Genomic DNA, 16,281 nt, shown 5'->3' with positions numbered 1-16,281 from the left:
GAGTCATCACGAGTCATCACGGGGAGTGGAAGGAAGGCGCGCACCATGCCGGACGACGACACCACGCAGATCCGCACACTGATCACGACCTGGGCCGACGCGGTCCACCGGGGTGACCTCGACGGCGTCCTCGCCGACCACACCGAGGACATCGTCATGTTCGACGTACCGCCACCCCACGACGGCATCCGCGGCCTGCCGGCGTACCGCGCCACCTGGCCGCCGTTCTTCGAGTGGCAGGCCCAGGGTGCCTCCTTCGAGATCGAGTCACTCGACATCACCGCGGGCGCCGACGTGGCGTACGCCCACGCCCTCCTGCGCTGCGGAACCCCGGACGAACTCACCGAACGCCCCACCCTCCGCCTGCGTCTGACGCTCGGTCTGCGCAAGGAGGGCGGCCGCTGGGCGGTCGCCCATGAGCACCACTCGTTCCCGCACGACTGACACACGACTCGCATCGTCCCTGTCAGGCACCTGGCCGAACATCACACTGCACGCTTGCACCTTTGACGTTAGTTTGTCGGTGTTTGTGATGATTTCTCGGTTCCCCGTCGGCCAACTCGCCCGGCTGCGGGGCTCGGAACCCTACGACTCGTAGGGGTGAGGGGTGGACGATGGCCCACGGCACGAAGCCCATGCTCACGAGCGTGGGACGGCGCGACGAGGCGCTCGCGTCCGGAAGGCCGTGGCGGGCCCGCGGCCACGGCCTGCTCGCGGCGGTGGCCGGTGTTTTCACCCTCGCCCAACTCCTCCTCGTACGGCCCTCGCTGGGCCTCGGCTGGGACGAGATCGTGTACGTCAGCCAGGTCGGCACCGACGCGCCGGCCGCCTTCTTCAGCGCGCCACGCGCGCGAGGCGTCACCCTGCTCGTGTGGCCCATCGCCTCCTGGTCGTCGTCCACGACACTGCTGCGCGTCTACATCGCCATCCTGTCCGGACTAGCCCTGTACCTGGCCCTGCGCGTCTGGCGCGGCCTGTTCCCGGCCCGTGTCCTGGCAGGCGCCGGAGCCCTCTTCGCCTCCCTCTGGGTGACCCTCTTCTACGGCCCGCAGGCCATGCCCAACCTCTGGGTCGCGTTCGGTGCCCTGTTCTGCGTCGGCTGCTTCCTGCGGGCCCGCGCGGACCGCTTGGACCGACGGGCCCTGTGGGGCGTCCTGGCCGGTGCCGCAGTGATGGCGTGGATGCGGCCCACCGACGCGGTATGGGTCACGCTGCCCCTGCTCGTCCTCGTCGTTGCGGTACGGCACTGGCGGCTCGGGGCCGCTCTCGCGGCGGGGCTCGTGGCCGGGGGCGTCCAATGGGTGATCGAGGCGTTCGTCAGCTACGGAGGTCTGCGCGAGCGGCTGAACCAGGCCTCCCGCATCCAGGGCGACCTGGGCTGGAACCTCGCCGTCGACGACCAGATGCGCAGCCTGGTCGGAAACACCCTGTGCCGGCCCTGCAACGGCGAGATGCCCGACCCGGCCGTCTACGCCTGGTGGTTCGTCCTCCCCCTGCTCGCCGTCTACGCACTCGCGGTCGCCGTCCTGGACGGACGCACCACCCGCACCCTGGTCCCGCTCCTCTGCGCCGCGACGGCCGCCTTCCCCTACCTGTTCCTGATCGGATACGCGGCCCCCCGCTTCCTGCTGCCCGCCTACGCCCTGCTGGCCATCCCGGTCGCGCACGCCCTGCTCCGCCTGGTCACCACGCCGACCGGCCGGTGGCGCCCGGCGGTCGCCGCCGTGATCGCGCTCGGACTGGCCGGACATCTGGCCGTGCAGTACGCCGTGCTGGACCACACCGTGGACCGCACCACCGCCAACCGCCAGGCCTGGGCTCGCTCCGCCGCCGAGCTCCACCGCCTCGGCGTGCGCCCGCCCTGCCTGCTGACCGGGCACGAAGCGATCCCTGTCGGGTACTACACCGGCTGCGACTCCGGCGCGACGCGCGGCAACAACGCCAACACCACCACGGCCGACATCCTGCGGACCGCCCGCAGCGCCCCGGTCGGCGCCCTCACCAATCCCGGCGGCACACCTCCCCGGTACGCCCGCGGCTGGGAGCTGCACCGCCTCGACGGCCTGGAAGTCCGCATCGCCCCGGCGCGGGGCGCGGGCGGACGGGCATGACGTCGGAGCCGTTCCTCGTCACACCCCAGCGCCGACGGACCTGCTGGCACGCCCTGTTCACGCTCGTCGTCCTCGTGGCCGTGGTGTGGCTGGCCCGCCGGCACTGGGCCGTGCTCGAGACCGGCGCGGTCCGGCTCGCCGTCGCCGACCGGGGCTGGCTGCTCGTGGCCGCCGCGGCCACGCTCGTGACGTGGCCCTGCTCGGCGCTCGCCCAGCAGGGTGCGGTGCCGCTCCGACTGCCGCCCGGCCGGCTCGTGTCAGGGCAGTTCGCCGCCTCCGCGGCCAACCATGTACTGCCCGCCGGACTCGGCGCCGGCGCGGTGAACCTGCGGTTCCTCATACGCTGCGGCATGCCGATAGCCGCCGCGGCCACCGCCATCGCGGTCAAGGGCACCGCCGGTGCGATCCTGCGCGGCGCCCTCATCGCCGTACTCCTCTTCGCCGCCGGCCCCGGACTGCTGCACCTCCCGCACGTCAGCGGGGGAGTGCTGATCATCGGATGCGCCGTGGTCGCCGGCACGATCGTCCTGCTGAGCGGCCCCCTGTGGCCCCGGTGCAGGCGGGCGCTGGCCGCGGCATGGGCGTACATCGTCGCCGTCCACGCGAGACCGGTGCGGGCGGCGGCCTTGTGGGGCGGCTCGCTGGCCTTCGTGACGCTGCACTGCGCCGTGCTGATCGCCGTCACCCGTGCGGTCGCGCTGCCCCTCCCGCCGGCCCGGGTGGCACTGCTGTATCTCGCCGCGAGCACCGCGGCGGCCCTGCTGCCCACCCCCGGCGGCCTCGGCTCCCTCGACGCCGTGCTCGTCCTCGCGCTGGCCGCGGCCGGCGCCCCGGCGACCGCTGCCGCCTCCGCCGTACTCGGCTACCGGCTGCTGACGGTGTGGCTGCCGCTGATTCCCGGGCTGATCGTGCTCGCCGTACTCGTCCGGCGCGGGGCGCTGTGAGCGGCAAAGGCGTTTCCCGGTCGCACGGTTCAGGTAGGAGTCCGGTCCGGACCTGCTGCCCATGCGTCGCACCTTCCCCCGGCGCGACCTGGAGAAGGTGCACCCATGACCCTCATGGCAAAGGCGCCCCACCTCGCCGGCATGATCCGCCAGAACCTCGGCCAAGCCATGGCGGAGCAGCGCAGCACCCGCCCCGACGGGACGAACGCCGCGCCCTGACCCCAACTCTGCGAGGCCGGTCCGCCGCCGCGCTCACCCGCGCAGCCCCACTTCCTTGCGCCACTTGACGAACTGCTTGTCCGGATCGCCGGTGTACGCCCATGGCGCCCGCGTGGCCCGGCGCTGCAGTATCCGGAACAGGGCCGCGGCGATGTCGTGGGCGCCCGCATGACAAGCGGCGTGCGTCAGGTAGTTGAGGTCGCGCAGCTCGCCGGGGGCCACGGTGTTGTCGGTGCGGCCCATGATCCAGCGCTCCCAGGTCCGGCGTACGTCACTGGCGGCCCCGTCGTTGCTCCAGTGCTGTCCGAGGCCGACCGAGGCATGCTGCCCCCGGGCCGCGTCCAGGGCGTAGCGGAACTCCTCGACCCGGGCGTACTGCACCAGCACCGGCAGTGGGCAGCCGGGCGGTGCCACGCCGGCCGCGTCACGGGCGAAGTCGTACATCAGGCCGTGGGTGCCGTGCCAGCGGGAGGAGTAGTAGTGCAGCACCTGGAGGTGTCCCTCCACGCTGTACGGGTCGCGCTGGTGCAACTCGTCCCACCAGCGCGCCAGTTCCTGCCGCCGTACGCCCGACGGATACAGCCGAGCGACGGAGATCAGCGAGATCCACGGTGTCGGATCGTCCGGGTAGGAGTCGGCGGCCTTCAGACACGACAGCACCGCGGTGTCGATGCGCTGCCGGTCGATCGGCACGCCCCGGCCCGCGGTGATCGCCACGTTGAACGCCCGGGCCGTCTCCGTCGCCGCCCGCAGCACCAGCGCGTCGGCGCTGTGCGGCTCGGCGGCCAGCCACGACTCCGCCGTCGAACTGCTCGCGCACGCCTGCGCGAGCAGCCGGGTCCGATGCCCGCGGACCAGCCAGTCGGGGCCGGTCGCCCGCAGCAGTTCCCGCAGCCCCTGCCAGCGACCGATGACGATGTCCTGGCGGGCGCAGGTGAGGGCGGCGTCACCGCAGTCGGGGTCGAAGTCGGGAACGAAGCGGTCTTTCGCCATCGAGGGCTCTCTCAGAAATCGGTGGGAAGACCCTCGTGGACAAGGGAGTCGGTGTCGGACCTGGTGCCGTCACGGCCGGCGGGAACGTAGTCCGCCTCGACGGCCTCGGCGGCGTCCAGTTTCGCCGGCCGGTAGTAGTCGCTGCCCTGCCGCCAGTACCAGAGCATCGGGATCAGCCCGACCGCGAGACCGCCGATGCCGATCGTGATCGCGGAGGTGCTCAGCTCGCTCAGCGACTCGATGAAGATCCAGAACATGAACAGGGCGCCGAACAGGGGCCACACGCCGCCGAGTACGAAGTTGCTCACCGACTTCAGCAGCATCCTGCGGTAGGCGACGACCACCGCGATCCCGGTCAGCCCGTAGTAGACGGCGATCTGCAGCCCGATCGCGGAGATGGCGTCGGAGAGGATCTCGCCCACCGTGCCGAGGGAGTTGGCGGCGACGAACATCCCCAGCGCCACCACGCCGACCACCGCGATCGCCACCCACGGCGTGTTCCAACGCCGGTGAACACGGCCCAGCGCGGCCGGCATCGTACGATCCCGGCCCATCGCGAACAGCGAGCGCGTGACCTGGATCAGCGTGGTCTCCAGGGTGGCGATGGTGGACAGCATCACCGCCACGATCAGCAACTTTCCGCCCCAGCCCGGCCACACCTGCGCACCGAGCACGGCCAGCACGTTGGCGTCGTTGTCCTGGATCTGCTTCGAGGAGAGGATGACGTTCACCGCGATCGTGAACACCTCGAACAGCAGGAACACGATGCCGACCCCGATGAGGCCCGCGAGGCCCGTCGTACGGCGGCTGTTGCGGGTCTCCTCACTGAGGTTGCTGGTGACGTCCCAGCCCCAGTAGTAGAACGCGGCGATCAGCGCCCCCGACGCGAATCCCGTGACCCCGTCGAAGTGACCGAAGCCGAGCCAGGACCAGTCGAACGCCCGGGCGTTGTCCGCGTGGAGCAGGGCGAGTACCGCGAACAGGGCCAGTATCACCAGCTCGACACCGGACATCACCAGCTGCGCCCGGACGGTGAGCCGCGCGCCGCCCAGCACCACGAGCAGCATGACCAGGAACCAGCCGGCGCCGACCAGTGTGGACAGCGCGGTGTTGTCCGCGAGGTCCTCGTCGAAGACGGCGAGCGTCATCGACCCGGCGGGCAGCGAACCGGCCACCATGAAGATCGTCGTCGAGATCACCAGCGCCCAGCCGCTGATGAAGCCCAGGAAAGGGTGCAGGGTACGGCCGACCCACGAGTAACTGGCGCCCGCGTTCACGTCGATCCGGCCGAGATAGCTGAAGGCCAGGGCGATGCCCAGCATGGGTATCGCGCAGTACAGCAGCGCGGCCGGGCTCGCCAGGCCCACCGCGCCGACGAGGACCGCCGTGGTCGCGGCCAGCGAGTACGCCGGAGCACTGCCCGCGACGGCCATCACCACCGTGTCGAACGTACCGAGGGCATTGGCCTGCAGCCCTCTTCCCCTGTTGTTGCTCATCGATGCGCTGCTTTCCGTCGTGCACGACGTAGGGGCGAGCCGGCCCCGACGGCGTATGGGGGGTGGGGGGTGGAACAACGCCACGAACCGGTGAGGGATGACCTCGGGGCAGGGGCGGCGGAGCGGGGGTGGCGGACACTGTACGCCGTTGCGTCGTCGTGCAGTTACGCCGTGTGTGCGAGTGATGATAGCCACACCTCTTGATGCTTCAAGAGCCATGAGATCTTCCGGGGTTGGAGAACGCACAACGGGAAACGCGGTTCAGGACATGCACCGGCACAACCAGCCGCCGCGCGCGAGTGAGGAGGCAGCAATGGGCACCGAACACACGCCCGCCGAGTCGATGGCCGACGATGCGTACCAGCCCACCGGAGGCAACGAGGAACAGCAGGACGCGGCTCCGCTGGACCTCCAGGACGCCGTGGACGAGCGGACCTACGACGACACCCTCGACGAGGGCTACTCCCCGCCCGAGAAGCCGCTCGGCGTCACCAAGTACGGCACCACGGCCGCCGAACAGCACGCCGGCGAGACCCTCGACGAGAGGCTCACCCAGGAGGTCCCCGACGTGGCCGAACCCGTCGGCGACGACGTCGGTGACCTGCCGGGCGGCGACGGCGAACCCGTCGACCCGGAGGCGGGCACCGACCGTGCCGGCCGTCTGGTCGCACCGGACGAGGGCGCCCACGCCGGCACCACGAAGGAGCAGATCGCCTTCGACCAGGGCATCGACGGCGGAGCGGCCGGCGCTGAGGAGGCCGCGATGCACCTGGTCGAGGACGACGCCGACCTCCCGGAGGGCGGCGTGGACACCTGAGCGGGTCCGGGAGGCTCAGTCCGCGATCCGGTCGATCTGCCGCAGCCTGTTCGTGGCGTCGAGCGCGGCGACCTTGTACGACTCCGCGAGCGTCGGGTAGTTGAACACCGCGTCGACCAGATAGTCGACGGTTCCGCCGCACCCCATCACCGACTGCCCGATGTGGATGAGCTCCGTCGCCCCGGTACCGAAGCAGTGCACACCGAGCAGCGTGCGGTCCTCGGGGGAGACCAGCAGCTTCAGCATGCCGTGCGAGTCGCCGATGATCTGCCCGCGGGCCAGTTCGCGGTAGCGGGAGATGCCGACCTCGAACGGCACCCGGTCCTCGGTGAGCTGATCCTCGGTCCGTCCCACGAAGCTGATCTCCGGGATGGTGTAGATGCCGATCGGCTGGAGGTTGTGCATCCGGCCGACGGGCTCCCCGCAGGCGTGGTACGCCGCCGACCGCCCCTGCTCCATCGACGTCGCGGCCAGCGCGGGGAAGCCGATCACGTCGCCGACGGCGTAGATGTGCGGCACCTCGGTGCGGTAGTGCTCGTCGACCGTGATCCGGCCGCGCGGGTCCGCGGTCAGCCCGGCCTTGTCCAGGTCCAGTTCGTCGGTCAGGCCTTGCCGGCCCGCCGAGTACATCACCGCGTCCGCGGGGATCTTCTTCCCGCTCTCCAGGACGGTCAGGGTCCCGCGGGAGTGCCGTTCGACCGCGGCGACCGTCTCGCCGAAGCGGAACGTCACGGCGAGGTCCCGCAGGTGGTACTTGAGCGACTCGATCACCTCGACGTCGCACATGTCGAGCATCCCGGCACGCTTCTCCACCACGGTGATCTTGCTGCCGAGGGCGGCGAACATCGAGGCGTACTCCATGCCGATCACCCCGGCACCCACGATCACCATGGAGCGCGGCACTCGCTCGAGCGCCAGGACGTTGTCCGAGTCCAGGATCGTCCGTCCGTCGAACTCCACACTGGCGGGCCGCGCGGGCCGGGTGCCGGTGGCGATGACGACGTGCTCGGCGGTCAGCAGCCGTTCCTGGCCGGTGACCTCGCGCAGGGCGACGGTGTGCGGATCGACGAAGCGCCCGGTTCCGGCGTACAGGGCGACGTGGTTGCGGGACAACTGGCTGCGGATGACGTCCACCTCACGGCCGACCACGTGCTGGGTGCGGGCGGTCAGGTCGGAGACGGTGATGTCCTCCTTGAGTCGATAGCTCTGGCCGTACAGATCGCGCTGGGTGAGGCCGGTCAGGTAGAGCACGGCCTCGCGCAGGGTCTTGGAGGGGATGGTCCCGGTGTGGATGGAGACGCCGCCGACCATGTCGGGGCGGTCGACGACGGCGACCCGGCGGCCGAGCTTGGCCGCGGCGATGGCCGCCTTCTGGCCACCCGGGCCGGATCCGATGACGAGCATGTCGAAGTCGGGCACCTTCAGGAGTCTGGCAGCCGCGAGACCCCTTCGAAAGGGTGAGCCGGAAACCTTTGACGATCTGAAGTGCCGGAGGAGCGCATGATGTGAAGTGACGTGGGAGCCAGGGGAGTTGTGCCGGCACCTTGCTGATACCGCAAGGCCCGCCCACCGCCGGGAGAGGATGCCGGCCCCGACGCGGAAATGCCCGCCAAGGGTCGATAATGCAGATATGGGGCATCGACTCGTCGACGCGAGCGCACCGGCCCGGCTGGCCGCCCCCGAGGAGGGCATCGGCCGGGACGAACTGGCGCTCGCGGCCCGCAACCACGGCCTGCCGCTCGAAGCCCTGCGCCACGACATCACCCCGCCCGGACTGCACTACGTCCTGACCCACTACGACATCCCGTACGTCCCCGACGACACCGCCTGGCATCTGGCCCTCGGCGGCCTGGTCGGCCGCCCACTGCGTCTGAGCCTGGCCGACCTTCGTACGTTCCCGCAGGTCACCACCCGGGTCACGCTGGAGTGCGCGGGCAACGGCCGGGCTCTGCTGACGCCCCGGCCGGTGAGCCAGCCCTGGCTCGTCGAGGCGGTCGGCACCGCCGAGTGGACCGGCGTGCCACTGCGGCTGCTGCTCGCCGAGGCCGATATCGAGCCCGACGCGGTCGAGGTCGTCTTCACCGGCGCCGATCACGGGGTCGAGCGCGGCGTCGAGCAGGACTACGAGCGCGCGCTGCCCCTCGATGTGGCCCTGGGCGGCGATCCCGAGGTGCTGGTGGCGTACGCGATGAACGGCGCCCCGCTGCCCCCGCAGCACGGCCGCCCGCTCCGGCTGGTGGTGCCCGGCTGGTACGGCATGGCGCACGTGAAGTGGCTGCGCGAGGTCACCGTCGTCGACGAGCCGTTCGCGGGGTTCCAGCAGGCCGTGGCCTACCGGCTGCGCCGGCACCCCGAGGACGAGGGCGAGCCGGTCACCCGCATCGCTCCCCGTGCCCTGCTCGTCCCGCCGGGCTTCCCCGACTTCATGTCGAGGGCACGCGTGGTCCGGCCCGGGACCGTGACCCTGGAGGGGCGGGCCTGGTCCGGGCGGGCCGCGGTGACGCGCGTAGAGGTCAGCGCGGACGCGGGGCGGGCCTGGCAGGAGGCGGAACTGGAGCCGGAGGACGGGCATCGCTGGGCGTGGCGCCGGTGGCAGCACAGATGGGCGGCGATCCCCGGCGAGTACGTGCTGAGCGCCCGGGCCACCGACGCCGACGGGCACACCCAGCCCCTGGAGCAGCCCTGGAACCGCGGAGGCTTCGCGAACAACCTCGTGCAGCGGGTGCCGGTGCTGTGCCTGGACGAGGGCGAGGACGGGTCCGGCCAGTGACGCTGCGGGCACGGGCCGGCCGCACGCGGCCGCCCCGGGCGCGGTGGCACACCCGGGGGCGACCCGTGCGGATTCCGGCGGTCAGGCTAGGGCAGCAGCTTGTCGAGGGCGGAGGGACCCTCGGCGGCCAGCTTGCGCTTGGCCCATTCCAGATTGCGCGGGGTGAGGTCCTTGCCTGAGGCAAGCACTATGTCCTCGGGCGACACATCCGTGCCGGTGCGGGCGTGGAGCAGGTCGTCCGGGGTGACGCGCTCCCCGGACGGCCCGGACGCTTCGGGCTGGGACGTCGGCATCATCTCTGCTCCTCGGATCCGGGTGACTTCTTCGGGCCCGGTGCGGTCATCGGGTCTGATAACACCATTCAACGCCCGAGCAAACCCTGCATCCGGAGCCGCCGGGAGCCCCCCTGCTCGCGGGCCCGCGTCAGCCCTCGAACGGCGTGAGTGTCAGCCGGATCCCGGTCGGTGCCGTGTCCTGGATGTACGAGGCGAAATCGGCGACGTCGTCGAAGGCGAAGCCGTACGCCTTGCCGTCCTCGTGGGCCGCGTGCATGGCCTTGGCGTAGTGGTTGGTCAGCTCGGTCCGGTAGAAGTCGGCGGCGTCGGTCGTCGGCTGGGCGGGATGGCCGATCAGCGTCGAGCGGTTGAAGCCGGCGCCGAGGACGGCGGCGACGGGACCGGTCGTGCCGTCGTTGGGGGCGGCGAGATTGCCGTCGCAGAACAGCACGTCCCGCGTGGACGGCTTGGCGAAGGACACCTGCGCGGGCCCGTCGAAGGCGAACCGCTCACCGCGCACCCGCCCCGTGAAGGTACCCGCGTTGGTGGTGACGGTGAGGTCCCTCCCGGTGTACGTGCTCCAGACCTCGTCGATGGACGGGGCGAAGTAGTCCTTGGCGAACAGTCCGGCGTCCAGGCCGTGGCCCGGGGCGATGATGCGCGTGTCGTCCACGACGAGCGGCGCGAACTCCTCGACCTGGCGCACGGCGGCGAACGCGGCCGCGCGTCCACCGGCGCGCATCTTGCCGGTCGTCTGGTCCTTGGCCCCGGTCAGCCGGATGCTCAGCGGCACGCTGAACATGTCGACCATGGTGGTGTTGCAGAACATTCCGGCGGCGTTGAAGGTGAACTCGGCGCAGTCGTGCAGCACCGGGTAGTTCGGGTCGGACGTCACCCAGCCCGCGGGATACTGCAGCGCCGCGTTGCCGTTGCCGTCCGCGACGGCCTTGAACTTGAGCTTCGCGCCGAGCGACACATAGATCCGGCCGGACATGTGGGGGAGGGACAGCCGGGTCTCGCCGCCGCCGGACAGGCTGATCGCGTAGTCGGTGAAGCCGTCGGGGCCGTTGTCCGACAGGGCGATCGGCGCGAGGGTGCCGTCGGGTGTGACGCGCACCTGCCTGCCGTCCTGGTTGCCGACGATGTAGACGTGGACGTTCGCGTTGTCGAAGGTGCCGCTGTCGTTGACGATCGTCAGCGGCATGGACTCCGCCGCGGCAGGCGCGGCGCCGCTCGCGGGCGTACCCGCAAGGGCGTGGGGAGCCACGGTGGCGATGGCGGGGACGGCCACCGCGGCGCCGCCGAGGGCGAAGAGGAGCCTGCGTCGACCGAGAGTGCGCTGGTGACGGGGTGTCATGTGGGGGGTCTCCCGGAGTACTTGTGCGGGTACTTGGGCTGCGGTGGTGACGGGGCCCGTAGGTCTGAGAGCGCTCTCGAACCGGGCCTGGTCGCCACCGATGGGTCCCGATGCTACGCACGCCCGCCGCTAGCGCCAACGGGTCTGCATCGTGACCAAAGCCCTCTGAACTGCGGGAACTTGAAAAGCCACGGAATGACCACGACCGCTTAACTCTCTCCTAAGTCCCACTTAAGCTCCGCAGGCGTCAGAGACTCTATGAGAGCGCTCTCGGTACCCCTGCGCACCCGTCTGAAAAAACGATGGACGGACCCGGCGAAGATCACATACGGTGTGGCTCCACGCCTTGAGACGGACGGAAGGAGGCGAGTGCCGTGCGGTTCACACCTTTCCAGCGCTCCCTTTCCGTTGCCCCGGCGTGTTTTGCGTGATCTGACCGGGAGCGCTCCAAGCAGCCTGTATCCCGGAGGAATCCGTGACCGATCCGGTCATCCGCGCGCTCTCGACGAGCGACGCCCATCTCTTCGACGCACACCCCGACCCGCTCGGCGCCCGTGAGGGCCACCGGCGAACCAGTTTCCGCCCCGAGTGGAAGCGAGTTGCCCTGCGCGACGGCACGGTCGTCGCTCGCGGCGCCTGGTGGGGCGGCCCCGACGACTCGGAGCCCATCAACATCAACTGGTTCGACGTGGCCGAGGGCGAGGAGGAGGCCGGCGCAGAACTCCTGCGCTCCGCTCCCTGGCAGGTCGAACTCGAGATCAACCTGCCCGGCGGCTGGCGGGACAAGCCCGACCTGAAGGCCGCGGCCGAGGCCCGCTTCGGTGCCGCGCGTGCGGCCGGCTACGAACTCCTGGTGGAACGCTTCCTGTACCGCTGGACCCCGGAACTCGGCCTGCCCGAACGGCCCGGCCGGCTGCGCTTCGTTGCCGAGCCCGATGACGCCGTCTTCTTCGACGCACTGCGCCGCATCCACTCCGTCACCCTTGACGCCCACGCGCTGCGGGCCATCGCGGAGGGCGGCCTCGACCAGGCCGCCCAGGAGGAGCTCGACTTCTTCCACTGGTGCCCGTCCCCGCGGGAGTGGTGGCAAGTGGCGCACACCCCGGAGGGCGAGTTGGCCGGCATCCACATCCCGGCACACAACCCCTCCGGCCCGACGATCGGCTTCATCGGAGTCGTCCCGGAACAGCGCGGCCACGGCTACGCCTACGACCTCCTCGCGGAGTGCACCCACGTCCTGGCCGAACAGGGCGCGGAGTTCGTCTCCGGAGCGACCGACCAGGGCAACTTCCCCATGGCCCGCAACTTCGCCAAGGCAGGGTTCCCCGTGGTCAAGGAGCGCATCAACTTCGATGTGGCGGTCCGGCCGTAGCGGGGAGCAGCCCCGAGTCGTAGGGGATACCGGGCGGCCCGGACCTTGATCTCAGGTCCGGGCCGCCCGGCGCCGCGCCGCCCGAGCGGTCGGCGGTCAGATCAGCATTCGCCGCCCCACACCGCGCTGTGCAGGGTGACGGGGCCCACGAAGTTGTCGGTGTTGGGGTCGTTCGGGTAGTGCAGGCACCCCTGGAAGTTTCCGCCCGGGGCGGTGACGCTGAACCGGATGTGGTCGGCGCCCGGGTAGGGCACACCGTTGTTGACGATGTACATCCCGTGCTCCGAGTGCAGGTCGTACAGATTCCCCGTCGACTTCCAGGTCGGCTCGCCCCACGCCACGTCGTTGTTCCAGACGCAGACGTATCCCCTGGGGCAGTCCGCCACGGCGGCCGACGCCGACGGCGCCGAAGCCACACCCGTGGCCGCCGTCATCAGCAGTGCCGCCACGCCCACGCCGGCCCTCATGCGAAATCGTGCCTTCAACGTTTCCTCCGTCTCAGTCACCGCCGGGCGGCTGTTGTCGGCCCGGCCGCTTCCAAGTGGCCAAGCATTGCGCCCGGTTCAAAGCCCGTGGTCCCTGACAGATGTCTGGGATCACGGGCTCTCGGGCCTGCCTAAAGTGCGGGGCGATGAGTGCGGGACCCTCCCGCGAGCCGACCCGCCACGGCATCGAAAGGAACGTCATGCGCAAGAGGACCGCGGCACTCGCCGCTGCCGGAGCACTCGCCCTCGTGTTCACCACCGCTCAGAGCGCCGCGGCCGAGGGGCACGGCCGCGGTTGGTACGGCGTGTGGGCGAACGGGGTCAACGTCCGCGACATGAACCAGGGCAATTGCGCCACCTCGCCGAGCACCTCGAACTGCCCCACGGTCATCGGGCAGATCAACTCCTGGGACGAGGTGCTCGTGTACTGCCAGATCCCGGGCCAGACGGTCGGCGGCAACCCGTACTGGGTGATGGTCTCGCCGCGGGGCTGGGACAAGTACGGAATCGTGTCCAGCTACTACATCGAGAACAGCACCAACTGGATCGACGGCGTGCCCGGCCCGAACGGCTGCGCGATCTAGCGCCGGAACCCGGTCCAGCAGGTCCTGGGCAGCAGGTTCAGGGCAGGGCGCCTGCCGGAGTGCGCACCGCGTCGCGCAGGCGGGCGGCGTCCTGGCTGGGCGGGGCGCCGAACCGGCGGCGGTACTCGCGGCTGAACTGGGACGGGTTGTCGTAGCCGACGCGGTGCCCCACTCCGGTGACGTCGCCCGGGTGGGTGGCGAGCAGCAGCCTGGCCTCCTGGAGCCGGATCTGTTTCTGGAACTGGATGGGGCTCATCGCGGTCACCGCCTGGAAGTTGCGGTAGAAAGCGGAGACGCTCATGCCGGACATCCGGGCCACGTCCTCGACCCGGAAGGGCTGCGCGTAGTGCTCGCGGATCCAGCGCACGGCCCGCGAGACATGGCTGAGACTGCTGTCGGCGAGGCCGAGCTGGCGCACCGTCGCGCCCTGCTCGCCCGTGATGACGCGCCACAGGATCTCCCGCTTGACCAGGGGAGCCAGTACGGCCCGGTCGCGGGGTTCGTCGAGCAGGCGGAGCAGCCGGATCACCGCGTCGAGCAGGGCGGGCGAGGCGTCGCTGACGGCGATCCCCGACGGCGCGCCTCCGGTCGTGCGCGGAGTGTCCGCGGGCCCGGCCCGCAGCAGCAGCTCGGCGACGGCGGACGGTTCCAGGACGAGCCCGAATCCCAGCGCCGGCTGCTCGGGGTCGGCCTGGGTGAACTGTCCGGTGACGGGCAGGTCGACGGATGCGATCAGGTACTGCCCGGGACCGTACTCGAAAACCCGGTCGCCCAGCGCGAGACGTTTCGCGCCCTGGGCGATGACCGCGAGCACCGTGCCCGACATGGAGGGCGCCGGCGGATCCGGCCGGTCGACCTTGGAGATCAGGACGCCGTCGACGGCGGTCGTCCAGTCGGGCCGGACGTGCCGGTCCAGCAGGGTGCGGAGCTCTTCCAGCTGCATGCCTCCATTGCAGCACCCTCGCGTGCCCCGGCTCCCGGGAACGCGAGGATCGTGCAAGCACGAGAGAGCATCGTTCTAACGTTTCCGCAGGTCAGGTCGGTTGAATGGAGTCATCGAGCTCCAAACGACCGTACCCGGGAGGACCACCATGAAGGTCGCCATCGTCACCGGCGCCAGCTCCGGCATCGGACAGAGCGCCGCGATCGAGATCGCCAGGCGCGGAGTCGGAGTCATCCTGACCTACGGCAACAACCCGCAAGGAGGGAAGGACACCGTCGCCGTCATCGAGAAGGAGGGCGGTACGGCCGTCGCGCTGCCGCTGGACGTCGGCGAGACCGGCACCTTCGAAGGGTTCCGCGACACCGTGGCCGGGGTCCTGCGCGACACCTGGCAGCGCGACTCCTTCGACTACCTGGTGAACAACGCCGGCTTCGCGCAGACCTCACTGATCGAGGACACGACCGAGGAGATGTTCGACAGGCTCATGCGGGTTCTGCTCAAGGGCCCGTACTTCCTCACGCAGAAGTTGTTGCCGCTGATCACGGACGGCGGCGCCATCGTGAACACGAGCAGCAACTCGGCGTCCACCGCCACCGGCCTGGAACCCGGCTACTCGGTGTACGCCGGCATGAAGGGCGGCCTGGACGTGCTGACCCGCTACATGGCCAAGGAGTTCAGCGGCCGTGGCATCCGGGTCAACGCGGTCTCACCCGGGGCGACCCGCACCCGCCTCGGCGACGACGCCTTCACCCGCTTCCCCGAGGTCGTCCCCGCCCTCGCCGCGAAGACCGCGTTCGGCCGCGTCGGCGAACCCGACGACATCGGCAAGATGATCGCCACGCTCGTTTCCGACGAGAGCCGCTGGGTCACCGCCCAGAACATCGAGGTGTCGGGCGGCTACAACCTCTAGGGCTGCACCACCCGCCTCCGGCGCCGGCCCACCGCCTCCTCCAGGGGCTGGGCCCACCCGCCGCCACCCGTCAGACGTCGCCGTTCAACAACGCCTCGGCCGTCGCCAGGATCTCGGTGACCCGCAGGCCGAACGCCGCGTCGCACGGGTGCGGCCGGCCGGTGCGGGAGGCGGTCAGCAGGGCGTCCGCGGCCCGGAGCAGGGCGGCCACCGCGCTCTCGGTGCTCTCCGGCAGCAGCGTCACACCGGCCGTGCCCCGCAGCTCCACGGTGGCTCCCGCCGCGGCGGCCGGCGCCGTGAGGCTCAGGGCCAGGGTGCTGGACGCGCCGCCGGCGTGGTCGAGGACCAGGTGCACTGTGTCGCCGGGCCCGTGTGCGGCCGCCGTCACCCGCCCGGCGTCGCCCAGGACCGGCAGCAGCACGGACAGGGCATGGGGACCCACGTCCCACAGCGCGCCCTTGTCCTGCCGCCACGGCGAATCCGCGAACGGGTTGCCGTCACCGCTGAACACCGCGCCGAGCCACTCAGCCCGACCCGTGAACCAGCCTTCCACAGCCGCCTGTTCGGTGATCCACGCCTCGGTCTCCGGCTGGAAACGGGTGGTGAAGAAGACGACCGAGGCCACGCCGGCCTCCTCGACCGCCTCGACGACCGCCCGTGCCTGCTCCACCGTCGGTGCGAGCGGCTTGTCCAGCAGCAGATGGCAGCCCGCCCGTGCCGCCCGCGCCGCCAGGTCGGCCTGAACGGCCGGAGGCAGGGCGACGGCCACGGCGTCCACGTCGGCGAGCAGCGCGTCGACATCGTCGTAGGCGCGCACGCCGTAGCTGTCGGCCAACTCCTTGGTGGGAGCCGTACGGCGGCCCCACACCCCCACGAAGTCCAGTTCGGTGTGCCGGCTCAGGGCGGGAGCATGAGCCAGCTGGGCCCACGGGCCGGTGCCGAGCAGTCCGATGCGCATGCCGCCGCCTCTCACAATGCCGTCGATCGATCGGGGTGAGCGTGTCA

The 16,281-nt window shown here is 70.8% G+C and carries 16 protein-coding genes; 8 read left to right on the top strand and 8 right to left on the bottom strand.

What is annotated here, in order from left to right:
* Positions 1 to 45: 45 nt before the first annotated feature.
* The 3 genes from OG331_RS07955 to OG331_RS07945 all read left to right on the top strand — a co-directional run bounded on the left by OG331_RS07955 (position 46) and on the right by OG331_RS07945 (position 3,055).
* On the top strand, positions 46 to 444 hold the full coding sequence (locus tag OG331_RS07955) for a YybH family protein (RefSeq protein ID WP_406193351.1): 399 nt from the start codon (positions 46 to 48) through the stop codon (positions 442 to 444).
* A gap of 170 nt (positions 445 to 614) precedes the next feature.
* Complete coding sequence (locus OG331_RS07950) at positions 615 to 2,111, top strand: hypothetical protein (protein WP_406193348.1); 1,497 nt, start codon at positions 615 to 617, stop codon at positions 2,109 to 2,111.
* Positions 2,108 to 3,055 (top strand): YbhN family protein, encoded by a 948-nt coding sequence (locus OG331_RS07945; RefSeq protein WP_406193345.1) that lies wholly within the window; start codon positions 2,108 to 2,110, stop codon positions 3,053 to 3,055. The genes OG331_RS07950 and OG331_RS07945 overlap by 4 nt, the downstream gene beginning before the upstream one ends.
* Positions 3,056 to 3,307: 252 nt before the next feature.
* On the opposite strand, the gene OG331_RS07940 is transcribed toward OG331_RS07945, so the two are convergent.
* Together OG331_RS07940 and OG331_RS07935 are read right to left on the bottom strand one after the other, a co-directional pair.
* The gene (locus OG331_RS07940; RefSeq protein ID WP_406193342.1) at positions 3,308 to 4,267 is read right to left on the bottom strand and encodes a hypothetical protein; all 960 of its coding nucleotides are present in this window, start codon (positions 4,265 to 4,267) and stop codon (positions 3,308 to 3,310) included.
* An 11-nt stretch (positions 4,268 to 4,278) separates the two neighbouring features.
* Complete coding sequence (locus tag OG331_RS07935; protein WP_406193339.1) at positions 4,279 to 5,763, bottom strand: APC family permease; 1,485 nt, start codon at positions 5,761 to 5,763, stop codon at positions 4,279 to 4,281.
* 313 nt (positions 5,764 to 6,076) lie between these two features.
* Here OG331_RS07935 and OG331_RS07930 point away from each other — a divergent pair, with 313 nt between their 5' ends.
* Positions 6,077 to 6,580 (top strand): DUF5709 domain-containing protein, encoded by a 504-nt coding sequence (locus OG331_RS07930; protein WP_406193336.1) that lies wholly within the window; start codon positions 6,077 to 6,079, stop codon positions 6,578 to 6,580.
* 15 nt (positions 6,581 to 6,595) lie between these two features.
* Here the strand turns inward: OG331_RS07930 and sthA are convergent, their stop codons facing one another.
* Positions 6,596 to 7,999 (bottom strand): Si-specific NAD(P)(+) transhydrogenase, encoded by a 1,404-nt coding sequence (gene sthA, locus OG331_RS07925; protein WP_406193333.1) that lies wholly within the window; start codon positions 7,997 to 7,999, stop codon positions 6,596 to 6,598.
* Between the two features lie 211 nt (positions 8,000 to 8,210).
* On the opposite strand from sthA, the gene OG331_RS07920 reads away from it, so the two are divergent.
* Positions 8,211 to 9,350, top strand: coding sequence for a sulfite oxidase (locus tag OG331_RS07920; protein ID WP_406193330.1), 1,140 nt, complete (start codon positions 8,211 to 8,213; stop codon positions 9,348 to 9,350).
* 86 nt (positions 9,351 to 9,436) lie between these two features.
* Here the strand turns inward: OG331_RS07920 and OG331_RS07915 are convergent, their stop codons facing one another.
* Both OG331_RS07915 and OG331_RS07910 read right to left on the bottom strand, forming a co-directional pair.
* Positions 9,437 to 9,643, bottom strand: a complete 207-nt coding sequence (locus OG331_RS07915) for a hypothetical protein (protein ID WP_328430330.1) — start codon at positions 9,641 to 9,643, stop codon at positions 9,437 to 9,439.
* A gap of 130 nt (positions 9,644 to 9,773) precedes the next feature.
* Positions 9,774 to 10,982, bottom strand: a complete 1,209-nt coding sequence (locus OG331_RS07910) for a beta-1,3-glucanase family protein (protein WP_406193327.1) — start codon at positions 10,980 to 10,982, stop codon at positions 9,774 to 9,776.
* A 475-nt stretch (positions 10,983 to 11,457) separates the two neighbouring features.
* Here OG331_RS07910 and OG331_RS07905 point away from each other — a divergent pair, with 475 nt between their 5' ends.
* Positions 11,458 to 12,354, top strand: a complete 897-nt coding sequence (locus tag OG331_RS07905; protein WP_406193324.1) for a GNAT family N-acetyltransferase — start codon at positions 11,458 to 11,460, stop codon at positions 12,352 to 12,354.
* A gap of 101 nt (positions 12,355 to 12,455) precedes the next feature.
* Here OG331_RS07905 and OG331_RS07900 read toward each other — a convergent pair whose 3' ends face one another.
* Positions 12,456 to 12,821, bottom strand: coding sequence for a peptidase inhibitor family I36 protein (locus OG331_RS07900; RefSeq protein WP_362386474.1), 366 nt, complete (start codon positions 12,819 to 12,821; stop codon positions 12,456 to 12,458).
* A 164-nt stretch (positions 12,822 to 12,985) separates the two neighbouring features.
* Here OG331_RS07900 and OG331_RS07895 point away from each other — a divergent pair, with 164 nt between their 5' ends.
* Positions 12,986 to 13,423 carry a hypothetical protein gene (locus OG331_RS07895; RefSeq protein WP_406193321.1) on the top strand — a complete coding sequence of 146 codons (438 nt, stop codon included), beginning with the start codon at positions 12,986 to 12,988 and terminating at the stop codon, positions 13,421 to 13,423.
* Between the two features lie 37 nt (positions 13,424 to 13,460).
* On the opposite strand, the gene OG331_RS07890 is transcribed toward OG331_RS07895, so the two are convergent.
* Positions 13,461 to 14,366, bottom strand: a complete 906-nt coding sequence (locus OG331_RS07890) for an AraC family transcriptional regulator N-terminal domain-containing protein (RefSeq protein ID WP_406193318.1) — start codon at positions 14,364 to 14,366, stop codon at positions 13,461 to 13,463.
* Positions 14,367 to 14,514: 148 nt separating this feature from the next.
* Here OG331_RS07890 and OG331_RS07885 point away from each other — a divergent pair, with 148 nt between their 5' ends.
* Entirely contained in the window at positions 14,515 to 15,276 is a 762-nt protein-coding gene (locus OG331_RS07885; protein ID WP_406193315.1) for an SDR family NAD(P)-dependent oxidoreductase, read from the top strand.
* Positions 15,277 to 15,346: 70 nt separating this feature from the next.
* Here the strand turns inward: OG331_RS07885 and OG331_RS07880 are convergent, their stop codons facing one another.
* Complete coding sequence (locus tag OG331_RS07880; protein WP_406193312.1) at positions 15,347 to 16,234, bottom strand: Gfo/Idh/MocA family protein; 888 nt, start codon at positions 16,232 to 16,234, stop codon at positions 15,347 to 15,349.
* Between the last annotated feature and the right edge of the window lie 47 nt (positions 16,235 to 16,281).

The organism is Streptomyces sp. NBC_01017, from assembly GCF_045162795.1.
Classification (GTDB): Bacteria; Actinomycetota; Actinomycetes; order Streptomycetales; family Streptomycetaceae; genus Streptomyces; species Streptomyces machairae.
Note: the sequence above shows the minus strand (reverse complement) of the source record. Positions and strands in the feature narration are given on the sequence as shown.